The 24,737-nt window shown below is 62.3% G+C and carries 15 protein-coding genes and 7 pseudogenes; 10 read left to right on the top strand and 12 right to left on the bottom strand.

From position 1 onward, the window contains the following. Positions 1 to 5 precede the first annotated feature (5 nt). The 5 genes and pseudogenes from ACHMW6_RS25090 (at position 6) to ACHMW6_RS25070 (ending at position 5,841) form a co-directional block, all read left to right on the top strand. Positions 6 to 998, top strand: a complete 993-nt coding sequence (locus ACHMW6_RS25090; RefSeq protein ID WP_395400881.1) for a transposase — start codon at positions 6 to 8, stop codon at positions 996 to 998. Positions 999 to 1,037: 39 nt separating this feature from the next. Beyond that, positions 1,038 to 1,415, top strand: coding sequence for a transposase (locus tag ACHMW6_RS25085; protein WP_395400879.1), 378 nt, complete (start codon positions 1,038 to 1,040; stop codon positions 1,413 to 1,415). Between the two features lie 770 nt (positions 1,416 to 2,185). Continuing rightward, positions 2,186 to 3,685, top strand: coding sequence for a group II intron reverse transcriptase/maturase (gene ltrA / locus ACHMW6_RS25080; protein WP_395400877.1), 1,500 nt, complete (start codon positions 2,186 to 2,188; stop codon positions 3,683 to 3,685). 74 nt (positions 3,686 to 3,759) lie between these two features. Beyond that, positions 3,760 to 4,756, top strand: a pseudogene (locus tag ACHMW6_RS25075) (IS110 family transposase). A 569-nt stretch (positions 4,757 to 5,325) separates the two neighbouring features. Then, positions 5,326 to 5,841, top strand: a complete 516-nt coding sequence (locus tag ACHMW6_RS25070) for a hypothetical protein (protein ID WP_395400875.1) — start codon at positions 5,326 to 5,328, stop codon at positions 5,839 to 5,841. 35 nt (positions 5,842 to 5,876) lie between these two features. On the opposite strand, the pseudogene ACHMW6_RS25065 reads toward ACHMW6_RS25070, so the two are convergent. From ACHMW6_RS25065 to ACHMW6_RS25010, 12 genes and pseudogenes are all read right to left on the bottom strand, one after another. Further along, positions 5,877 to 6,781: pseudogene (locus ACHMW6_RS25065) on the bottom strand (M14 family metallopeptidase). Beyond that, positions 6,778 to 8,223, bottom strand: coding sequence for an NAD-dependent succinate-semialdehyde dehydrogenase (locus ACHMW6_RS25060; RefSeq protein WP_395400873.1), 1,446 nt, complete (start codon positions 8,221 to 8,223; stop codon positions 6,778 to 6,780). Before ACHMW6_RS25060 ends, ACHMW6_RS25065 begins: the two are co-directional and overlap by 4 nt. A gap of 135 nt (positions 8,224 to 8,358) precedes the next feature. Next, a complete protein-coding gene (locus ACHMW6_RS25055; RefSeq protein ID WP_395400871.1) occupies positions 8,359 to 8,859 on the bottom strand; it encodes an Lrp/AsnC family transcriptional regulator in 501 nt (166 codons plus the stop codon). 82 nt (positions 8,860 to 8,941) lie between these two features. After that, positions 8,942 to 10,321, bottom strand: coding sequence for an aspartate aminotransferase family protein (locus ACHMW6_RS25050; RefSeq protein WP_395400869.1), 1,380 nt, complete (start codon positions 10,319 to 10,321; stop codon positions 8,942 to 8,944). A 132-nt stretch (positions 10,322 to 10,453) separates the two neighbouring features. Further along, positions 10,454 to 11,284 (bottom strand): GNAT family N-acetyltransferase, encoded by an 831-nt coding sequence (locus tag ACHMW6_RS25045; RefSeq protein WP_395408706.1) that lies wholly within the window; start codon positions 11,282 to 11,284, stop codon positions 10,454 to 10,456. 181 nt (positions 11,285 to 11,465) lie between these two features. Continuing rightward, positions 11,466 to 12,594, bottom strand: a pseudogene (locus ACHMW6_RS25040) (NAD(P)/FAD-dependent oxidoreductase). Then, the gene (locus ACHMW6_RS25035) at positions 12,591 to 13,964 is read right to left on the bottom strand and encodes an FAD-dependent oxidoreductase (RefSeq protein ID WP_395400867.1); all 1,374 of its coding nucleotides are present in this window, start codon (positions 13,962 to 13,964) and stop codon (positions 12,591 to 12,593) included. Before ACHMW6_RS25035 ends, ACHMW6_RS25040 begins: the two are co-directional and overlap by 4 nt. Beyond that, positions 13,946 to 14,254: a (2Fe-2S)-binding protein gene (locus ACHMW6_RS25030; RefSeq protein ID WP_395400865.1), complete on the bottom strand. Its 309-nt coding sequence runs from the start codon at positions 14,252 to 14,254 to the stop codon at positions 13,946 to 13,948. Before ACHMW6_RS25030 ends, ACHMW6_RS25035 begins: the two co-directional genes overlap by 19 nt. Further along, positions 14,251 to 16,106: pseudogene (locus ACHMW6_RS25025) on the bottom strand (ABC transporter ATP-binding protein). The gene ACHMW6_RS25030 and the pseudogene ACHMW6_RS25025 overlap by 4 nt, the downstream one beginning before the upstream one ends. Beyond that, positions 16,106 to 16,943, bottom strand: a pseudogene (locus ACHMW6_RS25020) (ABC transporter permease). The pseudogenes ACHMW6_RS25025 and ACHMW6_RS25020 overlap by 1 nt, the downstream one beginning before the upstream one ends. Before the next feature lie 2 nt (positions 16,944 to 16,945). Further along, entirely contained in the window at positions 16,946 to 17,890 is a 945-nt protein-coding gene (locus ACHMW6_RS25015; protein ID WP_395400863.1) for an ABC transporter permease, read from the bottom strand. Between the two features lie 21 nt (positions 17,891 to 17,911). Further along, positions 17,912 to 19,183, bottom strand: coding sequence for an NAD(P)/FAD-dependent oxidoreductase (locus ACHMW6_RS25010; protein ID WP_395400861.1), 1,272 nt, complete (start codon positions 19,181 to 19,183; stop codon positions 17,912 to 17,914). A gap of 172 nt (positions 19,184 to 19,355) precedes the next feature. On the opposite strand from ACHMW6_RS25010, the gene ACHMW6_RS25005 reads away from it, so the two are divergent. The 5 genes and pseudogenes from ACHMW6_RS25005 (at position 19,356) to ACHMW6_RS24985 (ending at position 24,551) form a co-directional block, all read left to right on the top strand. Beyond that, on the top strand, positions 19,356 to 20,465 hold the full coding sequence (locus tag ACHMW6_RS25005; RefSeq protein WP_395400859.1) for an aldehyde dehydrogenase family protein: 1,110 nt from the start codon (positions 19,356 to 19,358) through the stop codon (positions 20,463 to 20,465). Beyond that, positions 20,359 to 20,948: pseudogene (locus ACHMW6_RS25000) on the top strand (aldehyde dehydrogenase family protein). Before ACHMW6_RS25005 ends, ACHMW6_RS25000 begins: the two are co-directional and overlap by 107 nt. Before the next feature lie 221 nt (positions 20,949 to 21,169). Next, positions 21,170 to 23,402: pseudogene (locus ACHMW6_RS24995) on the top strand (TonB-dependent siderophore receptor). 11 nt (positions 23,403 to 23,413) lie between these two features. Further along, the gene (locus tag ACHMW6_RS24990) at positions 23,414 to 24,145 is read left to right on the top strand and encodes a DUF4198 domain-containing protein (protein WP_395400857.1); all 732 of its coding nucleotides are present in this window, start codon (positions 23,414 to 23,416) and stop codon (positions 24,143 to 24,145) included. A gap of 16 nt (positions 24,146 to 24,161) precedes the next feature. Then, complete coding sequence (locus tag ACHMW6_RS24985; protein WP_395400855.1) at positions 24,162 to 24,551, top strand: hypothetical protein; 390 nt, start codon at positions 24,162 to 24,164, stop codon at positions 24,549 to 24,551. Positions 24,552 to 24,737: the final 186 nt, after the last annotated feature.

Here is a 24,737-nt window from a genome sequence, read left to right as displayed (position 1 = left end):
ACGGCGTGGAAAGCATCGCCGGCGATCCGACCAACGACCAGATGGTCTACATGGCCACCGGCATGTACACGTTCGAAGGCAACGGCCGCCTGTACATCTCCAACGACCGCGGCGCCAATTGGACGCACGTCGATCTGCCTTTCCCAATCGGAGGCAACAATGCCGGCCGCGCGATGGGCGAACGCCTGATGGTCGACCGCAACCTGCCGTCGACATTGTTTTGTGGGTCGCGCACGGCCGGCCTGTGGAAGAGTGCAGACTCGGGCCAGACCTGGGCGCAGGTCACGTCGCTGTCAGCCGTCACGATGAACCAGGATCAGGTCAATGCCGTTGGTGGCACCGCAATGGGCGTCGAACTGGTCGTGTACGACGCCGACATCAAGGAGCCGCACAAGGCGAAGAAGCATCCCCAGGATCCAGGCACGGCGACGCGGACCATCTACGCCGGCATCTCCGACGATGCCGACAAGGTCGTGTATTTCAAACGGCTCCCTAACGACTTTGCTGCCATACTTGCCGCGTTAAGTCCATATCAGCACGAGCTCTTCGGTGTGGTCGTGGAGTCCACTTACACTTGGTACTGGCTAGTTGATGGGGTGATGGCCGCTGGCTATTCGCTCCACTTGGCCAACACCACCGCGATCAAGCAGTACGGCGGTCTCAAACACCGTGGCGATGAATCCGACGCGCGGCATCTGGCACATCTCCTTCGCCTGGGTTTGCTGCCAGAAGGTCACATCATGCCTCGGCCGATTCGTGCTGTTCGAGATTTGGCCCGCAAACGTATGCAGTTGGTCCAGCAACGCACATCCCAGCTCGTGGCTATACAGACTTGTTTGATGCAGCAAACTGGCGAGACTATCGCAGGCAATGACATCAAGCGACTGACGTGTTCTGTTGTCGATGCTCTGGCGGTAGATCCAGGCACAGCGCTTGGTATCAGGGCGAATCTTTGTGTACTCCGGGCGCTGCAAAAACAAATCGATATCGTTGAATAAGTTCTGGCAGCATACTGCCATAGCAATCCTGAATATAAGTTGCTCACCAGCGTAGCAGGCATTGGCCCGATCCTCGCTACGATCATTCTTCTTGAGACTGGCAAAATCGAGCGTTTTGCCGACGCAGGCAACTATGCATCGTACTGCCGATGCGTGAACAGCACGCACGTCTCCAATGGGAAAAAGAAAGGTGAAGGCAACACCAAGAACGGGAACCGCTACTTAGCATGGGCCTACGTCGAGGCCGCTAATTTTGCCATCCGCTATTGCGAGCCTGCTCGTAAATTCCATCAGCGGAAGAAGGCCAAACGGAACAACGTAGTTACCATCAAGGCAGTGGCACATAAGCTGCCCCGTGCTTGCTTTCACATGTTAAAAACCGGAGAAAAATTTTCCGTTGAACGATGTTTTACATAGATTGGCGATGGCCGGCAAGCCATAAACAATGGGATGGACTCCTCCTCTCTAGTAAGCGCCTCGGCGCCTAAACTGGAGTTTCCACACAACCAGTTTGGAAAAGGAGTCCATCATGAAGATTATCCGCGTCGGCGTCGATCTGGCCAAGAACGTCTTTGTGCGACCTGAAAGTCGCCTGAGTTTCTGTTTCACAGGAGTAGATACCACTTGATGAAACCGGTTGTTCCATCAACCGTTCCCTACCTGGACATGCCGAGCCGGTAACAGCTCAGTGTGAAGCTCCGGGGACAACGTAGCCACCGGGTATCCGGCACGCCAAGCCGCGAGGCAAGGCGGAATCTGCCAGCACGAAGGCGGAGAGGAGCAAGGGATGAGCGGATACGACCAACATATGTGAACTTCCGTTTTAACGTCGTGATCTTGAACAAGCCAAACGTGCTGTCAGGCTTGAACCAAAATGGTACGCGGTGAGGAATGGTCTTTGAATACTGGACCCTCATGGACAACAACACCGCCGGCGAAGAGGAAGGGTCCGCCCCGCTCGGAAATTCATGCGGAACAGGGTAAGCCCATAGCGCTGCCGGGGAACGGCAGGCGAACCGCAAGGAACGCTGTCGGTGCTGTGGGTAAAGGAATGCGGAGAAAGCGAACGCCCGGCTGTAATGGACGGGATACGGGCTGAAACATCACTCGGCGCGAAAGCGAGCAGACTTCCGTGCGGTCATTTATGGCGAGAGAACTTTGATTAATCGTTATACGAGGGAAAGCAGATGACGGCGATTGGCGCGGAAGCGTCCGTGGCTGGTGCACCCGCGCGCACCGCGCAGTTGTGGGATCAGGCGAACTGGTCACACATCGAAGCGGCCGTGAAACGACTCCAGGTGCGTATCGCTAAGGCAACGCGGGAAGGCCGATGGGGCAAGGTGCAAGCCTTGCAACGTCTGCTGTCCCGCTCGCATAGCGGCAAGATGCTGGCCGTGAAGCGAGTGACGGAAAATCGCGGTAAGAGGACGCCGGGGGTGGACGGCAAGATATGGTCATCGTCGGCGGCCAGATGGAACGGGATGATGTCGCTTCGGCATCGCGGCTATCGCGCGATGCCGTTGCGGCGCGTTTTCATTCCGAAGAGTAATGGCAAGAAGCGCCCGCTGGGAATCCCCTGTATGCGGTGCCGTGCGATGCAGTCGTTATGGAAGCTCGCTCTGGAACCAATTGCGGAGACACTGGCGGACCCGAACTCCTATGGATTTCGGCCCGAACGCTCGACGGCCGACGCCATTGAACAGTGCTTCATCACATTGGCCAAGCGCGCTTCGCCCATGTGGATTCTGGAAGGTGATATCCGGGGTTGCTTCGACAACTTCAGTCACTCTTGGTTTCTGGAGCACATACCGATGGCCAAAGATGTCCTGAGTAGGTGGCTTCAAGCCGGATATATCGATGAGGGAACTCTGTTCGCGACTCTGGCGGGCACCCCGCAAGGGGGAATCATCTCGCCGGTGATCGCGAACATGGCATTGGATGGACTTGAGGCCGCAGTTTATGCAAGTGTGGGACCAGCGAAACTCGCACGCAGCAAAGCCCAACTCAATGTCGTCCGCTATGCCGATGACTTTGTTGTGACGGGCGTATCAAGAGATGTGCTCGAACTCAAAGTGCTTCCGGCGGTCAGGCAATTTATGGCCGGTCGAGGTCTGGAACTATCGGAAGAGAAGACCCGGCTCACGAACATTACGGAGGGTTTCGATTTCCTCGGCCAGAACGTGCGCAAGTACGACGGCAAGCTACTGATCAAGCCGGCAAAGAAGAGCTTGCAGTCGCTGCTGGACAAGGTCAGCGAAATCATAAAAAGCAACGCGAGCGTCACGCAATCGGCGTTGATACAGAAACTGAATCCAGTTATTCGGGGATGGGCCATGTATCATCGTCACGTCGTAGCGAAAGCGAGCTTTTCATCGATAGACTCACACATCTGGAACAGGCTCTGGAGATGGGCAAGGCGTCGGCACCCCAATAAAGGAGCACGGTGGGTAAGGAGCAGGTACTTCCGGGTCAATGGAGACCGGTCGTGGGACTTCGCTACGAAGAACTCGGCTGATGACAGCATCAGTGAATTTCGACTCTTCCGCGCACAGACGACCCCGATTATGAGACATGTCAAGATCCGAGGACTGGCTCACCCATTCGATCCGGTGTGGGCCACGTACTTTGCTCGCCGTCGAACTGCGAAACGTGCCGTTAAGTTGTTCGGTGCCACACCATGGTGCTGAAGAATGGCTTGAGCCGGATGCGAGGTGACTCGCCCGTCCGGTTCTTAGGGGGGCGGTGGTGCAGCAATGCACCGCTGCTACCCGACCAAGTGCACGGTGTAGATCGTTGCGAAAAGGTTGTATGGCGTAAGAAGCTGGGCCGGGCAGAATGGCTGGCGGAATTGCTAGAGAAGATTGAGCCTGGCTGCGAGATTGGGATGGAAGCCTGTGGTGGTGCCCACTATTGGGCGCGCGAGCTGCAGAAGCGCGGCCTTGTCGTCAAGCTGATCGCGCCGCATTTCGTGAAGCCGTATGTGAAGAGCAATAAGAACGATGCAAACGATGCCGAGGCGATTTGCGAGGCAATGAGCCGTCCAAACATGCGTTTCGTTGCAGTCAAAACGGTTGAGCAGCAAGACCTGCAAGCGATACACCGCATCCGGGCAGAGCTGTGCAGCCAACGCACTGCCAAGGGCAACCAGATTCGCGGGCTGTGCGCCGAATACGGCCTGGTGGCGCCAAGGGAACTACTGCAGTTGAGGGCCGCCATCCTTTGCTGGCTGGAAGACCTCGACAATGGATTGACGTATCGCTTCCGCCGCTTGTTGCGCAGCTTATGGCTTGATCTACTGGGCCTCGATCTCCGCGTTAAAGAGTTGGACCAAGAAATAGGTGGTAGCCGATACCGATCAGGTTGCCTGCAGGCTGGAGCAGATGCGCGGCGTGGGGCCTGTTATCGCAACGGCGTTGGTGGCCAACGTCGGCGACGCGAAGCAGTTCTGTAATGGCAGACAGATGGCGGCTTCGCTGGGGCTGACACCCCGGCAAAACAGCTCGGGCGGCAAAGCGCGATTGTTGGGCATTACCAAGCGGGGCGATACGCAGTTACGAACGTTGTTAGTGCACGGTGCGCGTTCGGTTTTACGAACGGCGGCGAACAAGGATGACCGACTGAGTCGCTGGGTGACACACCTGGCGCAGACGCGGCATCACAACATTGCGGCAGTGGCGTTGGCGAACAAGATGGCGCGCATAGCTTGGGCAATGATGACCAAGGGGACCGATTATCACCCTGGCACAGGACCGGACTGAGCTGCAGCACGTCGCGTAGTAAAGAGAGGAGCTTCCAACCAAGATTGCAGAACATGCCGTTGATGGCCAACAGGTCGAACCGGCGCTGGCAGAATCCGACACTGTCTGTGGCCCACGAGCCCGAAATAGCGATAGGGAGCCGGCGCGCGAATAGCCCATTATGGTTCTTGCCCGAAGACGGGCAAAGCAGTTAGAGACCGGATATACGTGAGCAGTCGTACCTCAAAGTCAAAGACGGAATGTTTGCAAACGAGTCCATATACGTGGGTTGGATCTGAAGCCAGGAATCTGATTAGATACCACGCCATCTGCCAACGTTTTGTCGAGCACGAAATGAATCGCCTGAATTGCGAGGCACCACGGTCTGGAGCCGCCCAGCGGCAGCCATGAAACTGTTCTAGTCAATTGGACGCATGACGGTACCGAGATGCTTCTGAGGCGGGTATGCCGTCAGGGCGAAAATGAGCACCAATGGTTTTGCTTGATCCAGATGGGTGACTGGTGCGATTCACGTAACCAGCAATGAGGCATAGGGTACGAACTTCTTCCCTGCAGGACCGATGCTTGGCATGACTTATGTACGGGCGCGCGAAGCCGATGGCCCGCGCTCCAACGGCGTTGGCAACATCACCACCGGCGTCAAATGGCGCTTCTTCGCTGACGAAGAAAGAGGCACGGCGCTGGCCATCTTCCCCCAGCTGTCCTGCAATTCGTCATCGGCAGCGGCAAAGCTTGGCCACGAGACGCGTGGTTACAGTTTTCTGATGCCGCTCGTCGCAGGCTTCAAGAGCGGCGACACAGGGTATTACGCGGAGGTCGGCCATAACTTCGTGCAGGAAGGTCCGCACGAATGGCAGGTAGGCCTGAAGGCGCTGCATCAATGCCTGCCCGAGCTGGAATGCCGTGTGGAGCTGAAGCACAGCCGCGTGCCGCACGACGGCGGGCAGACTACCGCCAGCGTGTATGGTAAATATCGACTGCAGCAGGGTTTGATCCTGAATGTGAGCGCTGGGCGGGATATAGCCGGCAATCAGGAGGGAGGTCGCAGCTTGGTGATGTATATCGGCTTGCAGTTCTTGCGTTGAAAGCAGCGCGGCCCGGTGGCCGCTTGCTTATGAGTTCAAGCGAGCAGCTGGCCCAGTCGTACCACGGTTATGCCGGGTCGCAGCTGGTGCAGCGAGGGCATCACGAGCACGCAGTTCGCATACGGCGTGCGCACTTCCTTGCCGCTTTTCCAACTGATCAGCGTACCCTTTTCGACAAAGGTTTCCAGGCCGCGCGCACCACGTGGCGTTGTTCCGGCAGCGGCCTCAGCCAGCCGGCCGGAATATCCGAAACATTCATATTCCCGCACAGCAGCAGGAAGCGCGCGCAGCAATCGCGCGCCACGTCCACGGTGCTGGCTTCCCAATGCTGACCACATTCGATCAGCAGCGCGTTGCGCGAACTTTCAGGTAGGCCGAAGTCGCCGTAATCGCGCAGGCGCCGGCCTTCGGAGTGTCCCTCGTCGCTGATGATGTGGGCCGGCGTGCCGAGATGCTGGGCTAGGGTGATGCCTTTCTCCAGCGGGCCGCAGACGTTCAGCGGCGCGCTGCGCTCGTGCATCGAATGCAGGTCGAGCAGGCAGTCGACCGTGTCCACGATGGGGCGCATGGCACGGGCGCGGCGCAGCTCCGTGGAGTCGCGAGACAGGTCATCCAGCACTTCCGCTTTCCACACGCGGTTGAAGTCCTGGTCAACGAAGCGTGAGGCGTCGGGTTCTTCCGGGTCCCAGTGCTGGTAGGCTTCCACATTGGCGAAGGAGAAGGTGACGCGGCCGCGGCGCGGGCGCCAGCCTGCGTCCAGCATGGCCTTCACGGCGATGGCGCCGCACACTTCGTTGCCATGGGTGAGGGCGTTGATCATCGTGTGGCTGCCCGGTACGCCGCTGTCGAAGCTGTGGACGTAAGGGATGCCGGTATTGCCTTCGGCGTAGGCATCCAGGTTCGGGAAATCGACCTCGATCGGATAGCGTTCAACGGTCATCGGCTCAGGCCTCCCATGCAAAGATATTTGGTGTGCATATAGTCGTCCAGGCCGTAGCGTGAACCTTCACGGCCGTAGCCGGATTCCTTCACGCCGCCAAAGGGCGCGGCTTCAGCGGCCACGGCGCCTTCGTTGATGCCAACCAGGCCTGTCTCCAGGCGTTCGGCCATGCGCCACACACGGGCCAGGTTCTGGGTGTAGAAGTAGGCGGCCAGGCCGAAGGGCGTGTCGTTGGCCAGCGTTGCCACGTGTTCTTCGTCGCGGAAGCGGAACAGGGGCACGACGGGGCCGAACGTCTCTTCATGCGCCAGCTGCATTTCATGCGTAGCTTCACTCAGCACGCTTGGCGCATAATAGTTCGGGCCGAGGTTGCGCAGGCGTTCGCCGCCGCACAGCGCCACGGCGCCTTTGGATTTGGCGTCTGCCACGTGGGCCGCGATCTTCTCGACGGCGCGCGGGTTGATCATAGGGCCGATCTGCGAGTCTGCTTCGGTGGCCGGGCCAACCTTGAGCGCGCTTACGCGGGCGGCAAGCTTCTGCGCGAAGCGCTCATACACTGCCTCATGCACATAGACGCGATTGGGGCTCACGCAGGTTTGGCCGCCGTTGCGGAACTTGGCGGCCATCAGGCCGTTGACCGCTTCGTCAAGATCTGCATCTTCGAATACCAGGAAGGGAGCATTGCCACCCAGTTCGAGGGACAGCTTTTTCAGCGTGTCGGCGGCGCCGCGCGCCAGCAGTTTGCCGACGGTGGTGGAGCCGGTAAACGTGATCTTGCGCACGCGCCCATCGTTTTGCCAGGCGGCGGCCACGGACGGCGTGCGTTCGCGGGAAGAGGTGATGATGTTCAGCACACCTGGTGGGAAGCCCGCCTGGGCGGCCAGCGAGGCCAGTGCCAGCGCGGTCAGCGGCGTGTCTTCAGCCGGTTTGGCTACCACGGTGCAGCCGGCCGCCAGCGCCGGAGCGATCTTGCGGGCGATCATGGCGAGCGGGAAGTTCCACGGCGTGATGGCTGCCACCACGCCAACAGGCTCCTTCACCACTAGAATTTTCTTGCCGCGCACCGGTTCGGGGATCACGTCGCCATAAGCGCGCACGGCTTCCTCGGCGAACCATTCGACGTAGGACGCGCCATAGGCGACTTCGCCGCGCGCCTCCGCTTGCGGCTTGCCCTGTTCGCTGGAGATAATCAGCGACAGGTCGTCTGCATTGGAGACAATGGCGGCGTGCCAGCGTTTCAGAAGCTGGGCGCGCTCGCGGGCGCTTCGTGCCCGCCAGGCCGGAAGGGCAGCTGCCGCGGCATCGACTGCGGCGCGTGCATCATCGCCTGAGCTGTCCGGTACGCGGGCAATGAGGCTGTTATCTGCGGGATTGGTGACGTCATAGCTGGCGCCATCCAGCGCGGGCTGCCAGACGCCATTGATATAGTTGGACGTAGTCATGAATTATCCTAGTCTGTGGATGTTTGACCATGCTAAATCTGGAGGAGGAGCGAAGGAGGCCGTTATCGCAGGTGCTAAACGGCTTATATTGCGAATTTGCTGCGGCGGTGGCATATTCTGCGCCGCCGCATGCCTTCAGGTGGCGGACTGCGTAAACAGTTTTTCGACCGGGTAGTAGCCCTTGGTGAAAGGCGACTTGATCACGATGTAGCTGAAATATTTCTCCATGCCGATGTGCTGGTCCAGCAGGCCTTCGATGATAGCTTGGTAATGCACCACGCCGGTGGTGACGAACTTGAGCAGATAGTCGAAGCCGCCGCTCACCAGATGGCATTCGACGATCTCATCGATCTTGCGGATCGCGGCTTCGAACTTGGCGAAGTCCTCGCGGCGGTGATCGGACAGAGTGACCTGCGTGAACACCAGCTGCACATTGCCGATCTTTTCCAGTTCGATGTGGGCGCCGTAGCCGGTCACATAGCCGGCCTTTTCCAGGCGCTTGACGCGGATCAGGCAGGGGCTTGGCGACAGGCCGACTGCGTCGGCCAGGTCAACGTTGGCAATTCGCCCGCTTTGTTGCAGATGGGCCAAGATTCGGATATCGATCCTGTCCAGTTTGAACGCACCTTCTAGCATAGAATCCCTTGGCAATCGGGCGCCGGGAGCTGGCGGCCCGATTTGATTGTAGCATGCAAAAAAGCGCGAGACGGAAGAGCAATCAGCTCAAGGCGTTGCGCACTTCCGCCTGCTCCAGCACTAGGTCCAGCGTGGCGCGCAAACGCTGGAACAGCAGGTCGAATTCCGCCTCCGTGTAGCACAGCGCAGGCGCGAAACCGAGGTTGCCGTCGGTGAAGGCGCGGAAGATGACGCCTTGTTGCGCGGCTGCCTGGCCCACGCGCTCGTAGATGCGCAGCGACGCGTCGAACGGCGTCTTGTTCGCCTTGTCCGTCACCAGCTCCAGTGCGCCAAGCAGGCCGCGGCTGCGGGCGTCGCCGACCAGCGGATGATCCAGCAGATCGCGCAGTCCCTGTTCGAAGCGTGGTGCTTGCGCCTGGGCGTTCGCCAGCAGGCCGCCTTCGTGGTACAGGCGTAGCACTTCAAGGCCGATAGCGGCGCTGACCGGGTGCGCGGAGTAGGTTTGGCCATGGCCGACCGGCGTTTCGGGGCCGGCGCCTTCCGCGATGGCCTGGTAGATGGCGTCCGACATCATCAGGGCGCCCATGGGTGCATAGCCTGCGGTCAGGCCTTTGGCCAGCGTCATCAGGTCCGGTTGCACGCCTTCTGCTTCGCATGCGAACAGCGGACCGGTACGGCCAAAGCCGGTGATGACTTCATCGACCACGAACAGGATGCCCAGTTCGCGGCAGGTATCGGACATCGCCTTCAGCCAGCCTTGCGGCGGCACAACCACGCCGCCCGAGCCTTGTACCGGCTCGCAGAAGAACGCTGCGACGCGGTCGTTACCCAACTCCGCAACCTTGGCGCGCAGTTCGGCGACCGATGCGGCGATCAGCGCCTGTGGGTCCGCGCCTTGCGGGTGGCGGTAAGGGTAGGGCGATGAGATGTAGTGCTGGCTGGGCAGTGGCAGGCCGAAGTTGCGGTGGAAGACCGGAAGCGCCGTCAGGCCAGCGCCGACGGACGAGGAGCCGTGATAGCCGCGCTGCAGCGAAATGAACTGGTCGCGATCCGGTTTGCCCAGCGCGCGGTAGTAGTAGTTGATGTACCGAATGGCCGCATCGACGGCGTCCGAGCCGCCCAGCGTGAAGTAGACGTGTTTCAACGACTGCGGCGCTAGTTCCACCAGCTTGGCGGCGAGCTTGATGGCGGGCTCGGAACCGAAGCTGAAATAGCCCGTCGCATAAGGCAGGCGCTGCATCTGCTCCATCGCCACATCAACGATGCTTTGTTGTCCGTAGCCGGTGTTCACGCACCACAGGCCGGCGAAGGCGTCGAGCAGCTCATTGCCATTAGCGTCGCGCAGCCATGCGCCTTTGCCTTCGGTGAGGATGGTGGGCCCGCGCTTTTCATGGGCGCGGAAATTGGTGACGGGGTGAATCAGGTGCCTGCGGTCAAGGTCAATCAGGGATGTATTTTGCATGATGGGTTCCGTGGTGTGATCCTGGAACCATCTTAGGGTGGGAGCGCCAGCGAAAGCTTCCGATTGGCGTCCGCCGAGCCGGGCGGAAATTGCGGATTTGCCTCCGCCCCGGCATTTTCTGCTGCACTGCGATCAGCCCAGCGCTTGGTTGATTATGCCGAATACTTTCATGCCGGGATCGCATAATGGTGGTTCGCCGCGTGCCATGGCCAGCACGCTGTCTACCTGCACCAGGCCGAGCTCCGTTAGCCAGGGGCCCAAGCACGACGAAGTGCTGACGTCAATGCGCAGGAAAGCGCCGCCATAGGCGCCGGTCCAGTGCGCGATCAAGGCTTTGGCGCGTTCGTTGTCCGGTGCAACAACGGGGCCGATGGCGTAGCCGTGGCCAAAGCGGCGCAGCAGGGCGAAGCCGATAACTTCGTTGTAGCGGTCGATCACCACGCCTTCGGCCACGTTCTGTAGTGCCGACAGCACGGTGGCGCGCGGCATGCCGGCCGCGCGGGCGGCGAGGGCGGCGATGTTCGCTGCGTCGCGTGCGCCTAGTGGCCGGATGCGCTCGCCGACCGTCAATTGCATCAGCGGCGTCTTGAACACGGTGCCCTGGTGCTGGTGCACGGCGCCGATGGCTTTGAAGCCGTAAGATTCATACATCGCTTTGCCCGCTTCGGTGGCGTGCAGTAGCACGGTGCGCTGGCTCAGTTCTCCCAACGCCATGGACATCAGCTTTTTGCCGATACCCTGGCCCTGCCAGTCGGGCGATACGATCACCATACCGATCGACGCGAATTCAGCGCCGTGGCTCCAGCAGAGTGCCGTGCCGGCGATTACGGGACCGTCGGGTCCTTCCGCTTCGGCCACATAGCCGGCGCCCAGGCGTTGCACAAATTGCCAGTCTTCGAGGCGGTGCGGCCAGCGCACGGCAAGGGAGAGTTGGTGCGCGGCGGGCACATCGGCCTCGGTCATGCGGCGGTAGCACAGGACCGTGCCATTGTTTTTCTCTGTCACGTTTTCTCCGTAGGTAGACGTTCACGATTCGTTCTCCAATAATCTCTTTTCTTCGGATTTTCGCTCTGTCTTTGCAAAGCGCTGCCGCATACTGGCACAGCCGTCCGGGATTTGTTGGAGAAGAATATTTATGCGTTGTTCAGCTGTTAAAACGGCTTATGCTGAAGGGTTCAATTGGCGTGGAAGTCGCCCCGGTCGCGATCAGCTCCGCCATCACGTCGCCGACGCCAAGCCCAATCTGGAAGCCCTGGCCGGAGAACCCGAATGCATAGTGTAATCCCGGAACCTTGGCGCTGGGGCCCATCACCGGCAATTCGTCCGGCATATAACCTTCGATGCCGCTCCACACCCGAATAATTCTCAGTTTCGAGACGGGCGGCGCCAGGCGCGCCATCTGGCGGAACTGGGCCAGGGTGATCTGGGGCAGGACATAGGCGCGGCGCGTGTCGGCGCTGGCCGGGCCGCGTCCGCAGCCGCCGAACACGATATTGCCCCGTTTGACCTGGCGGAAATACAGCGATTCCTCGGGCGTTTTGACCGCCACGCCAATGGCGGGACCGAGTTTATATGGCACCGGCTCGGTGACGGCCATCTGCGGGCCGCGCACGGCCATCGTGACCGGCTCGTCCATCTGGGCGCTCATGCGGTCGCCCCAAGCGCCGCTGGCCACCAGCATGGTCGGGGCGCGGAATTCGCGGCCGTCGGCGCAAATGGCGCGGAACTCGCTGCCTTCACGTTCCAGCGTCAGTACTTCGCAGTTCTCGATGATGCGCGCGCCCAACCGCGCCGCCGCACGGCCGAAGGCGGGTGCCGCCAGACGCGGATTGGCGTGGCCGTCCAGTGGCGACATCGACCGGCGATCACTTCGGGACCCAGCCATGGATAGCGCTTGCGGATCTCGGCTTTGTCGATCAATTCCAGCTCCAGCCCGTAATCGCGGCAGTCGCTGGCATATTTTCGAGCAAGGCCTCGCGCTCCGAATCATACGCGCAGCGCAGGTGGCCGGACGGCAGGAATTCCGCGTCCTCGCCCAGCAGCTCATTTAACTTGTACCAGATATCGTTGGCCCGGTTGGCCAGCGGCAGCTGGAGCAGGAAGCGTCCCTGGCGCCGCACATTGCCGAAATTGACGCCGCTGGCCTGCTGGCCGACCAGGCCGCGTTCCAGCAGGGTCACGGATACGCCCCGCTGGCGCAGGAAGAAAGCGGTGGAGGCGCCCATGATGCCGCCGCCGATGATCAGAACGTCGGCTTGCGGTGGCGCGCTCATGCCTGCTCCTCGATAGTGTGAATGGAAAGTGGTTTGACCGGACCCTGGCCACGCAGCCGTCCGACCTGCTCCAGCGGTAGTCCGCAGGCATGGGCGATGACCTCGGCGCCGGCCTGGCCGCAGTAGCGTCCCTGGCAGCGGCCCATGCCGACGCGGCTGAAGGCTTTGGCGCGGTTCGCTTCCTGCGCACCCATCTCCGTTACCACGCGCCGCAGCTCGCCGGCCGTGATGCATTCGCAGCGGCAGATGATGGTGTCGTCGGCCAGCTTACCGGCCTGCTCGGCAGGCCAGGGGAAGGCTTCGACCAGGCCCAGGCGGAAGCGTTCCATCTTGTCCTGCGCGGCGAGCAGGGCGTGCACACGGTTGTGGTCCACGCTGCGGCCCATATCCTGCAGCAGAGACAGCGCGGCCAGCCGGCCGGCGTTCTCCGCGCCCTCGGCGCCCAGGATGCGGGCGCCGTCGCCGGCTAGATAGACGCCGGCCACCGAGCTGCGGCCTTCCATCGTCACTTCCGGGAACCACTGGCGCGTGGCCGCATCGAAGCGGAAGGCGCAGCGCGCCAGGTCGGCCAGCTGGGTTTCGGGCCGCAAGTGGTAGCCCATGGCGACGGCGTCGCAGGCGATTTCCTGCACCTCGCCGCCCGCGCGGAAGCGGATGGCTTGCACGCCATCCTCGCGGTCACCGCGGATTTCGACCGGCTCCACGCCGCCGATGATCGCCACGCCGGCCTTCTTCAGCGCGGACACGTAGCCCATACCCAGCCGCAGCACAGCCGGACGGGCCAGCAGCTTGGGCAGGGCGGTCACACGACTCCAGAATCCCGAAGTGTCGAGCACAGCCGCCACGCCGGCGCCGGCTTTCAGGTACTGGTAGGCCACCAGGTAGAGTAGCGGTCCGCTGCCCATGAACACGACGCGCTTGCCCACCGCGCAGGCTTGTGACTTCAGCGCGATCTGCGCGGCGCCCAGGCTGTAGGTACCCGAAAGCTCCCAGCCCGATACCGGCATCAGGCGGTCGGTGGCGCCGGAACAGACGATCAGGGCGCTGTATGGCAGTTTGCTGCTGCGTTGATCGTTGACCAGATGCACATAGCCTTCCGAGATATTCCAGGCCAGCGTTTCGGGACGGTAGTCGATGCCGCTGCGCAGCGCGTCGAAACTGCGGTGCAGGTGGGCCGCCCGTTCCGCTTCGCTGCCGTACAGCGTGGCGTACTCGCGCTTGAAATGTTCCGGCTGGCGGCGGTAGATCTGGCCGCCGTCGCGCCGACCTTCCTCGATCAGCGTGGGGCGCAGGCCGGCAGCCACCAGTTCTTCGGCGGCGCGCACGCCCGCCGGACCGGCGCCGATGATAATTACGCCTGGTTCAGCCATGCCGCCTCCGTATCGCGCGTGACCAGCGCCATGCCTTCCTTCACTTCGGACGAGCAGGCGCGCAGGCGCTCGCCTTGTGCGGTCCATACCCAGCAATCCTGGCAGGCGCCCATCAGGCAGAAGCCCGCGCGGCGGCCGTCGCCAAACTCGGAGCTGCGCAGGCTGCGCGTGGCGCCCAGCATGGCGACCAGCAAGGTGTCTCCCTGCAGCGCGGTGGCGGGCTGGCCGTCGATGGAGAAGTGGACAGTCTGGCGGTCGGTCTCCGCCAGCCGGACAAAGCGCTGGTTCATGCGACTTCCTCAAAACAGGTTAACGATGCCTGCTGGCTGATCAGGACAGCAGTCGATTGGTGGCACAGCATGTTCCCGCCGTTGGGCAGCGGCTGGCGCGGTGGCGGCACGCGGTTGCACACGCCGTCGATGCGCTGGCTGCAGCGGTCCAGGAAGGAGCACAGGGCCACGCCCTCGGCGGCGGGCTGGCTCAGGACCGGCAGATCATCGGCGCCGCGGGCGCAGGCGCTGTCCAGCCAGCCCTGCTGCAGGCGCGGCACGGAGCTGATCAGCAGGTGCGCATAGGGGTGGAAGGGCGGCGTGGCGACGGCCTCGCGCGGCCGCGCTTCGACCTTGTTGCCCGCATAGAGCACCACGATTTCGTCGCAAATGGCGCGCACGGTGTTGATGTCGTGGCTGATGAACATATAAGACACTTTCAGCTCGCGCCGCAGCTCGGCCAGCAGGTCGAGGATGGCGGCGGCGACCACGGTATCGAGTGCGGACGTGATTTCGTCGCACAGGATCAGGTCCGGTTGCGCCGCCAGTGCGCGCGCCAGGTTGATGCGCTGCTTCTGGCCGCCGGACAGTTCGCCCGGTAGGCGGCTGGCCACGGCGGCCGGCAGTTTGACGAGGTCCAGCAGCTGCAGCACGCGCTTGCGGCGCGCATCGCCTTTCAGGCCGTGGTAGAAAGCCAGGGGCCGCGCCAGGATGCCGCCGATGGTGTGCGCCGGGTTGAGCGCCGTGTCCGCGTTCTGGAATACGAACTGCACGCGCTGGTGCTGTTCGCGCGTGCGCGCCCATGTTCGCAGGACGGCAGCACGCCGCCATCGAGCAGCACTTCGCCGCGCGCGCTGGGCACCATGCCCGCCACCACACGGGCCAGCGTGGTCTTGCCGCAACCGGATTCGCCGATCACACCCAGCGTGGCGCCGCGCTCGATGGTCAGGTCGATGCCGTTCAGGATGCGCTTGGCCGGCAGGCCGTCCTTGCCGATCGCGCCATAGCCGGCGACCAGGCCACGCACCTCCAGCAGCGGCGGTGCGCGCGCGCGTCTTGCCGCTTGGGCTTTCCCCAGGTCGCGCGTGGCGGGTGCTGCCGCCGCCAGCAGGCTTTGCGTGTAGGGATGGGCCGGGGCGCGCAGCACTTGCGGCGTTACGCCGTTTTCACGCACCTCGCCATCGCGCAGCACGACGATACGGTCCGCCATCTGCGCCACCACGGCCAGGTCGTGCGAGACATAGACGGCACTGATGCCCAGCTGGCGCACCACGTCCTTGAAGGCGCGCAGCACTTCGATCTGGGTGGTCACGTCCAGCGCCGTGGTTGGCTCGTCGAGGATGACCAGTGCGGGATCGGTGATGAGGGCCATCGCCGCCATCACGCGCTGCAGCTGCCCGCCCGAGACCTGGTGCGGGTAGCGCTTGCCGATATGCTCCGGGTCCGGCAATGCGAGGGCGCGGAACAGGCCCACCGCCTTGGCTTCGGCCTGGGCGCGCGGCATGGTCTTGTGGATGGCCGCGCCTTCCACCACCTGGTCCATCAGCGTGCGCGAGGGGTTGAAGGCCGAGGAGGCGCTTTGCGCGATATACGACACGGTACGGCCGCGCAGAGCGGCGAGGCCGTTATCGTCCAGCGACAGCACATCCTGGCCGGCCACCTGCACCTTGCCGCCGGCGATGCGGCAGCCCTGGCGTGCATATCCCATCAGCGACAGCGCGATCGTGGTCTTGCCCGAGCCGGATTCGCCGATCAGGGCCAACACCTCGCCTGGCGCGATGCTGAAATCGACGCCCTTGACGATGGGGATATCCACGCCTTCATCGTTGCGGGCACAGACGCGCAGGCCGCTAACTTGTACCAGTGGTGCCATTACATACCCTTTCCGCGGCGGCCGCGCAGGTTATCGATCAGCAGGTTGACGCCGATGGTCAGTGTGGCGATGGCCAGCGCCGGCATCAGCACGGCGGGCGCGCCTTCAGACAGGCCGCCGATGTTTTCGCGCACCAGCGAACCCCAGTCCGCGTCCGGTGGCTGCACGCCAAGGCTGAGGAAGGAGCAGGCCGCTTAGCAGCAGCACCGTGAAGACGAAGCGCAGGCCGAAGTCCGCCAGCACCGGGCGGATGATGTTCGGCAGCACTTCAACGCAGGCGATATAGCCCAGGCCCTCGCCGCGCGAGCGGGCCGCCTGCACAAAGTCGAGCGCCTGCACGTTGACCGCCAGCGAGCGTGAGATGCGGAAGGCGCCCGGCATGAAGCTCAGCGCCGCCGTGGTCACCAGCAGCGGCACCGAGGAACCGAAGGATGCCACCATCATCAGCGCGAACATCTTGCTGGGGATGGAGATCAGCGCATCGAGCGCGCGGCTCAGGGTCGCATCGACCCAGCCGCCGGAAACGGCTGCGTACAGGCCGAGCAGGGTGCCGATGCTGCTGGCCAGCATGGCCGCGGCCAGAGCCAGCGCCACGGTATAGCGGGCGCCGACGAGAACGCGGCTGAGCATATCGCGGCCCAGATAGTCGGTGCCGAGCGGGTAGGCGGCGCTGATGGCGCCGAACACGTCGGCATCGACGATGGCGCCCGGATCGTGCGGCGCGATCGACGGACCGGCCAGGGTGACCAGCAGCCAGAAGCCGACAATCAGCGCGCCAAGCAGGGCCAGCGGCGTGATGGGGAAACTAGGGCGGCGCAAGCGCAGGGCAGCGGGCATGTTCATGGGTTGCGTAACCTTGGGTTGGATGCAATGGCGGCGATGTCGGCGAGCATGACCAGCAGCAGGTAGGCGCCGCAGAAGATCAGCGAACAGGCCTGTACGACCGGAATATCGCGGGTGGTCACGGCGTCGATCATCAGGGAGGCGATACCGGGATAGTTGAAGATGCTTTCCACGATCAGCACCCCGCCCAGCAGGTAGGACAGGCTGAGCGCCACCGCATTGGCGATCGGGCCGACGGCGTTCGGCAGCGCGTGAGTAAGCACGATACGCACCGGTTTCGCGCCCTTCAGCCGCGCCATTTCCACATAGGGAGAGCGCAGCTGATCGATCACGGCGGCGCGCGTCATGCGGGCCATCTGCGCCACGATGACGCAGCACAAAGTGAAGACCGGCATGGCGTAGGCGCGCAGGAACTGGCCCAGTGTCTGTATGTCCGCCGTGTGCGACAGCGCCGAGAGCCAGCGCAGCTTCACCGCGAACAACAGCACGGCCAGCGTGGCGATCAGGAATTCCGGCACGGACACCAGCGACACCGCCAGCATGTTCATGCCGCGGTCAAAAATCGAGCCGCGGAACATGGCGGACAGGATGCCTAAAGAGAGCGCCAGCGGCACGGAAACCAGCGCCGTGGCGCCAGCCAGCACCAGCGAATTTGGCAGGCGCTTGCCGATCATCTCGGTAATTGGCTGTCCACTGACCAGCGAGGTGCCCGCATCGCCGCGCACGATATGCGCCAGCCAGCGTGCATAGCGCACCGGCGCCGGCTGGTCGAGGCCGAATTGCGCACGCAGGGCGGCCACCGTTTCCGGCGTGGCGGCCTGGCCCAGCGATTCCTCGGCCGCGTCGCCCGGCAGCAGGTTGGTGATCGCGAACACCACGATAGAGACAATGAACAGCGTGAGCAAGGCCAGCGCCACGCGGTTCAGCAGGAGATTTGCCATGGTCTTGTTCATGGTCGGCCCTCAGTGCAGAATATCCTGCAGGCGGTAATACGCGCCCACGAACGGCAGGAACCAGGCCTTGCCGTGATAGCCGGGAATGGCCGGCCAGTCCAGGTCGCGCCAGGGATTGCTCTCGGCGCGTCCGGCCATCACGTCCGCCATCTTCTGGCCCATGTGGACGGACATCTGCACGCCGTGCCCGCTGTAGCCCAGCGAATAGAACATGCCCTCGTGCTGGCCTGCGCGCGGCAGGCGGTCGGCGGTCATGTCCACCAGACCTCCCCAGCAGTAATCGATGCGCGTGTTCGCCAATTCGGGGAACACATGGGCCATGGTTTGTTGCAGTATCTTGCCGCTCTTGGCATCCGACTTCGGATCGGACAACGCGAAACGCGCGCGGCCGCCGAACAGCAGGCGGTCGTCCGGCGTGATGCGAAAGTAGTTGCCGATATTCTTGGTCGTCACATAGTTGCGGCGCGTCGGCGTGATGCGCTCCAGCACTTCGCGCGGCAGCGGCTCGGTGGCGATGATGAAGCTGCCGACGGAAACGAGGCGGCGGCGGAAGTGGCCGAAGGGGCCGAGGCTGGAATTGCCGGTGGCGAGGAAGATCTGGCCGGCCGTGATGTCGCCGCGGGCGGACTTCACGCGGAATCCGCCATTTACGCGCTGAATATCGTTCACGGCTGCATCCTGAAAGAGCAGGGCGCCGGCGCGCGACGCCGCTTCGGCCAGGCCCACGCCGAACTTCCCCATATGCATCTGGGCGCCCTGCGGTTGCAGCAGGCCGCCGTAGTACTGATCGGAGCCGATTTCGGAGGCCAGGGCTTCGCGCGGCACCAGCTTCACATCCGGTTCGACCTTGCGCAGGTATTCGCAGGCGCGCGCCAGCTTGTCGTAGTGTTCGGGCTTGGCGGCCAGTTTCAGCTTGCCGCAGCGATGGAAATCGCAATCGATGCCTTCGCGCGCCACGATGGCGTCCACGGTGCGCACCGCATCATTATAGGCATCGTAATAAGCGCGGGCCCGATCCTCGCCAAGGCGCGACGAGAGGTCCGCATAATCGTGCGCCAGCCCGGTATTGCATTGCCCGCCGTTGCGTCCGGACGCCTCGCCGGCGACGCGTCCTGCTTCCAGCAGCACTACCGTTGCGCCGCGCTGAGCCAGCGCAAGGGCCGCCGAAAGGCCGGTGAATCCGCCACCGACCACCACCACGTCTGCACGTGACGGCACGGCTCCCTGGGCAGCCGCCAGGAAGGGCGGCGCTGTGTCGAGCCAGTACGATTCAAGCTTCATGCATATTCCTGTGTCGGTTAAGTGCATAGCCATTACATCATGTTCGCCGATGCGCTTTATTCCATATTGCCCGATCCGCGAAACAGAATGAACGGTTTTTCCATCCTTCGGCAGCACACTTTGCTGCGGCCCGGTGCGGAGCGTCCATAGGGGCTTTCCCCAGTAGCAGGATGTGCGAAAACCAGCCCAACTTCACAAGCTTGCGCCTTCGCATGGCATTCCGACCGCATTTAATGCTGGCCGTTCGGCCTTAGCATCTTTGAATGCACTTTTTATTCCAAGGATAACGCGATGCCTAGCTTTTGACCCCAACCAGCTCTCCATTAACAGTGCCCATTTCATTGGTGGCCACTATGTAAGTGGCGGTTCCAATACCCTGGACGTGCGCCGTCCTTCCGACAACCTTGCGTACGCGGCCTTGCCGGTGGCTGAGGCGGACCTGGTCGACCAGGCGGTGCAGGATGCGTGTCAAGCTTACAAAAAGACCAACTGGGCGACGCGAGCGCCGCGCGAGCGCGCACGCGTGATGCGGCGCTGGGCTGATCTAATAGAAGCCGATGTGCAGAACCTTGCGAAGCTGGAAGCGCTGGGTTCGACCCGTCCCATCGCCAATGCGATTGCCTGGGACGTGCCGTTCACCGCCGAAGGCATCCGCTTCTTTGCCGAATTTGCAGACAAGATCGGCGGCGACGTGGCCGCCACGCGCCGCGAATCGCTGGGCATGACGATCGCCGAGCCTTATGGCGTGATCGGCGCCATCGCACCCTGGAATTTCCCGCTGGTGATGGCCTCCTGGAAGGTGGCGCCCGCGCTGGCAGCAGGCAATGCCGTGGTACTGAAGCCTTCCGAGCTCACACCGTTCTCGGTGCTGCGCCTGGCCGAGCTGGCCGTGGAGGCGGGCATGCCGCCGGGGATCTTCAATATTGTGCAGGGCCTGGGCCACACCACGGGCGATGCATTGGTGCGCCATCCGCTGATCTCCAAGGTCACCTTCACCGGCTCTACCCGCACGGGCAGCGCCATCATGCAGGCCTGCGCGCAGACCGGCACCAAGCCCGTCACGCTGGAACTGGGCGGCAAGAGCCCGCAGATCGTGTTCGCTGATGCGCCGAACCTGGACAAGGTGGCGCGCATGGTGGTCGGCGCCATCGCAGGGCAACGCCGGCCAGGTCTGCGTGGCCGGTTCGCGCCTGATCGTGCAGCGCGCGGTGGCCGAACAACTGATAGAAGGCATCTCGTCCGCTTTCGCGCAACTGCGCCCTGGCCCGACATGGAGCGCTGACACCACGCTCTCTCCATCATTACGCCGAAAGACGCGCAGCGCATCGATAGCATGGTGCAGCGTGGTCTGGCGGAAGGCGCGCAGCTCGCTGCCGGTGGCAGGATCGGCCAGCCGGCAGGCGAGGGCGCGTATTACCAGCCCACCATCCTGACCGGCGTGAACTCTTCAATGGAAGTGGTGCGCGACGAAATCTTCGGTCCCGTGCTGACCGTGCAGGTCTTCGATGACGACGAAGAAGCGCTGTCGCTGGGCGACCATCCTTCCTATGGCCTCGCCGCAGGCATCCATACGGCGGACATCAGCCGCGCCCTGCGCTGCGCCCGCAGCATCGAAGCCGGCACAGTGTGGGTAGATCGCTACGGTCGCAGCGACGACTACGTGATTCCGACCGGTGGTTACAAGCGTTCGGGCATCGGAAAGGACCTCGGCAAGCAGGCTTACGAGGCAAATTTGCGCTTCAAGAGCGTTTTGATCGATATTTGAGTGGCAAAATTCGCACCGGAAGTGTGCAAATTGGCGCCGGGGGCACTTTCACTGTGCAAGCTTGCACAGGTCAGCAAGACGTGCTGTGGAAGGAGTGGAAAAGCATATAAATCTGTTTCGTGATAGGTTGATTACAGGATAAATGGCAAGAACCGCGTGATGTAATGCTTACAGAAGAAGCAGCAAATACGTAGCCAACTATATAAAAGAGGAGTCTTGTCATGCATCCCACCCGCCACCGCACCCTGGCCCTGTTCCTGGCCGCGACCTATCCGCTGGCAGCTATTTCTGCCGAGCCCAAGGCCGATGCCGAGAAAGAGCAGGAAGCTTCAGCGACTGTTGTCGTAGCCGCTGCAGCCGAAGTCCCCGCTGCTGCGGAGGCCGTAGCTCCGGCGCCGGCCCCAGCGCCGGCTGCAGAAGGCGCCCAGGCCGACGCTGAGCGAACCAAGGTTTATGTGAAGGGTGCGCGTCAGAATTACCGCGCGCTGTCCGCCACCGGCGCCACCAAAACGGATACGCTGCTGAAAGACCTGCCGCAAAGCGTGCGCGTGCTGACGGCCGACCTGCTGAAGGATGTGGGCGTGACCAGCCTGGCCAGCGCGCTGGACCTTTCCAGCGGCATCACGCGCCAGAGCAATCTGGGCGGCCTGTGGGACAGCTACTCGATGCGCGGCTTTACCGGCGATCCGAACTTCGGTTCCGATTATCTGGTGAACGGCTTTAGTTCCAGCCGTGGCTACAACGGCTTGCGCGACTCGGCCAGCACTGCCAGCGTAGAGGTGCTGAAAGGCCCGTCTTCCGCACTGTACGGCCGCGGTGAGCCAGGCGGCACTGTTAATATCACCACCAAGAAGCCGCGCTTCGACCCGGCCTATGCGGTCGACCTGTCGGTGGGCAGCTTCCATACCTACCGCACCGCCGTTGATCTCACGGGCGGCATCACCGATGACGTGGCTTACCGCCTGAACGCAGCCTACGAAAAGGGCGACAGCTTCCGCGACACCGTTGAGACCAAGCGCAGCTTCATCTCGCCCTCGTTCATCTGGCTGATCGGAGACAGCACGAAAGTATCGTACGAACTGGAGCGCAGCGTGCAGAAAGTGCCATTTGACCGTGGCGTGGTGGCCGTGAACGGCGTGCTGGGACTGATTCCCAATTCGCGCTTCCTCGGTGAACCGGCTGACGGGCCGATTGAAGTCAAGTCGCTCGGCCACCAGATATTCCTCGAGCACGAGTTTAACGAGCAGTGGAAGCTGCAGACTGGCGTGTCCTACCGCGACAGTTCGCTGATTGGCTTCTCCACCGAGGCGAACAATCTGTTGGCCGACGGCCGCACGCTGCGCCGACAGCGCCGTTATCGCGACTTCGAAGCGACCGACAAGTCCGGTCGTATTGAGCTGGTAGGCAAATTCGACACGGGCCCAATCAAGCACAATGTGCTGGTCGGCGCCGACTTCTATCGCTTTGATGACCGCCGCATCCAGACCCGCCGTAACCCCAGCGCGACCAATGCTTACGCGATCGATATTTACAATCCGGTCTATGGCGGCAAGGCTGATCCGCTGCTCCTCTCAATCGACACCAAGGAGAACCAGAAGTCGCACGCCTTCTACGCGCAGGACCAGATCGACCTGACCGACCAATGGAAAATGCTGCTTGGCGTGCGCTATGACAAGTACGACCAGACCGTGGAAAACTTCCGCACGAAGGCCGTGAATGACCAGTCGCTGAGCGCAACCAGCCCGCGCGGCGGCCTGGTGTACCTGCCAATTCCCACGCTGTCTCTGTATGCCACCGCATCCAAGGGCTTCCGCCCCAACAGTGGCATCAGCATCGACAATAAGGGCTTCCCGGCTGAGAAGAGCAAATCCTATGAAGCGGGCGTGAAGCTGGAAACGCCGGACGGCAAGCTGACCAGTACGCTGGCCTTTTACCGCATCACTAAGGAGAACGTGCTGACCACGAACCCGGTCAACACGGACTACTCGATTCCGGCGGGTGAAGTGGCCAGCAAGGGCGTGGAACTGGACGTGTCCGGCGAAATCGTATAAGGACCTGCGCCTGGCGCTGGCCTACGCCTACACCGACGCCAAAGTCACCAAGGGCGACGTGACCATCGTTACCGGCAGCCGCTTCCCGAACGTACCGCGCCAGAGCGGCAGCATCGTGCTGACCAAGGCCTTTACCGTCAACGGACAAGCCGCAACCTTGGGCGGCGGTGTGACTTATGTCGGCGAGCGCTTGGGCGACGTGGCTTTCACCAGTAACTTCAAGCTGCCGGCCTACACGACGTTCAAGTTCATTTCTTCGTGGTCGCCGACCAAGAACCTGCGTCTTGCGCTGAACGTGGACAACCTGTTCAACAAGCGTTACTACGCCAGCTCCTACCAGCAGGTCTGGGTCGCTCCAGGCCAGGAACGCACCATCACCCTCAACCTGAATTACAAGTTCTGAAAGGATCGACGATGAGAAAGTTAGCGATTGCCGCCCTGGTAGCAGCCGGCCTGACGGCAGGCAGCGTTCAGGCCCACGGCATCTGGTTCGCGCAGCGCGCCACCCAGCTGGCCTTTCTGTACGGCGTTGGCGCCGACGACCTGGATTCGCTGAAACGCCTGCCGCAAGTGACCAGCATGGCCGGTTACGATGCCAGCGGCAAGGCGGTGCCGACCAAGCTGGAACCGGATGGTCGCCTGGTGCTGGTGAACCTGGAGAACCAGCCGGCCGTTGTCGCTGCTGTGCTGGATAACGGCACCTGGAGCAAAACGCCGGACGGCAAATGGCACAAGAAGGGCAAGGATGAAGTGCCGACCGCCGTGGTGAGCGAACATACGTGGAAGTACGCCGTGCACCTGCGTGCGCCGCTGGCCGCGCCACTGGCACCACTGCCGGACCAGGTGCTGCAGATTGTGCCGGTGGAAGCGAAGCTACCCGTGCTGCTCGGCGAGCCGATCAAGCTGCGCGTGCTGTACAAGGGCAAGCCTATCGCCGGCGCCAAGGTGCAGCATGACTTTATCAATGATCCGGATAGCGCGCCGGTGCTGAGCGATAAGGACGGATACGTGACGATCAAAATCCGCAATCAGGGCCTGAACGTGATCGTGGCCATCTACGAAACCGAACCCGAACAGCCGGCGAAATACAACCGCACCGAGCATCTGGCGTCGCTATCCTTCGTGCTGCCTCATGCACCTGAGTAAATTTGGAGACTGAAACATGAAACGAATCCTCACTGCGCTGCTGCTGAGTGGCGCCACAATCACCGCGGCACTGACCGGCAACCTGTCCCGCGCCCACGGTTCGCCGCAGCCTAACCATGGCGGCATTGTGCAGGCAGTCGGCGAAACCTGGCTGGAGCTGGTCGTGCGTGGCGACGCCGTTGATCTCTACGTGCAGGACAATGGCGACGATCTGCCCAGCGCCGGCATGAGCGGCAATTTCACGGTCGTGAACGGCGCCGCGAAGAAGGAATTCGCGCTTGCACCAGCCGGTGATAATAAGCTGACGGGCAAGGCGGCAGGCGTGGCGAAGGGCAGCAAAGTGCTGACGGTCGTGACGCTGGCGGACAAGAAGACCAAGGTCAGTGCCGCCTTTGACATCAAGTAAGTGACAGCAGAGTGTGTGTTTTTGGCGGGCTGTGGCCAGCCTATTTTTAGGTTCTACACGGATTTCCGGGCAACCTGAGGCGTAACCAAGGCAGAAGCCGCACGGCGGCCTCTGCCCTACTACGACGTGGCAGATACCAGGTTCTACCATGGGTTAAATAAAAGGTTCTTCATGGATTTCCGAGAT

Origin of the sequence: Pseudoduganella sp. UC29_106, assembly GCF_044055365.1 — a bacterium.
Lineage (GTDB): Bacteria > Pseudomonadota > Gammaproteobacteria > Burkholderiales > Burkholderiaceae_D > Rugamonas.
The sequence above is the reverse complement of the archived record's forward strand: the minus strand, read 5'-3'. Positions and strand labels throughout refer to the sequence as shown.

Bases quoted from the DNA above. Each gene is read 5' to 3' on its own strand.
- ACHMW6_RS25035 (WP_395400867.1), bottom strand. From the start codon at position 13,964: ATGGCTGAACCAGGCGTAATTATCATCGGCGCCGGTCCGGCGGGCGTG.
- ACHMW6_RS25050 (WP_395400869.1), bottom strand. From the start codon at position 10,321: ATGCAAAATACATCCCTGATTGACCTTGACCGCAGGCACCTGATTCAC.
- ACHMW6_RS24985 (WP_395400855.1), top strand. From the start codon at position 24,162: ATGAAACGAATCCTCACTGCGCTGCTGCTGAGTGGCGCCACAATCACC.
- ACHMW6_RS24990 (WP_395400857.1), top strand. From the start codon at position 23,414: ATGAGAAAGTTAGCGATTGCCGCCCTGGTAGCAGCCGGCCTGACGGCA.
- ltrA (WP_395400877.1), top strand. From the start codon at position 2,186: ATGACGGCGATTGGCGCGGAAGCGTCCGTGGCTGGTGCACCCGCGCGC.
- ACHMW6_RS25045 (WP_395408706.1), bottom strand. From the start codon at position 11,284: ATGACCGAGGCCGATGTGCCCGCCGCGCACCAACTCTCCCTTGCCGTG.
- ACHMW6_RS25060 (WP_395400873.1), bottom strand. From the start codon at position 8,223: ATGACTACGTCCAACTATATCAATGGCGTCTGGCAGCCCGCGCTGGAT.
- ACHMW6_RS25030 (WP_395400865.1), bottom strand. From the start codon at position 14,254: ATGAACCAGCGCTTTGTCCGGCTGGCGGAGACCGACCGCCAGACTGTC.
- ACHMW6_RS25010 (WP_395400861.1), bottom strand. From the start codon at position 19,183: ATGAAGCTTGAATCGTACTGGCTCGACACAGCGCCGCCCTTCCTGGCG.
- ACHMW6_RS25055 (WP_395400871.1), bottom strand. From the start codon at position 8,859: ATGCTAGAAGGTGCGTTCAAACTGGACAGGATCGATATCCGAATCTTG.
- ACHMW6_RS25015 (WP_395400863.1), bottom strand. From the start codon at position 17,890: ATGGCAAATCTCCTGCTGAACCGCGTGGCGCTGGCCTTGCTCACGCTG.
- ACHMW6_RS25070 (WP_395400875.1), top strand. From the start codon at position 5,326: ATGACTTATGTACGGGCGCGCGAAGCCGATGGCCCGCGCTCCAACGGC.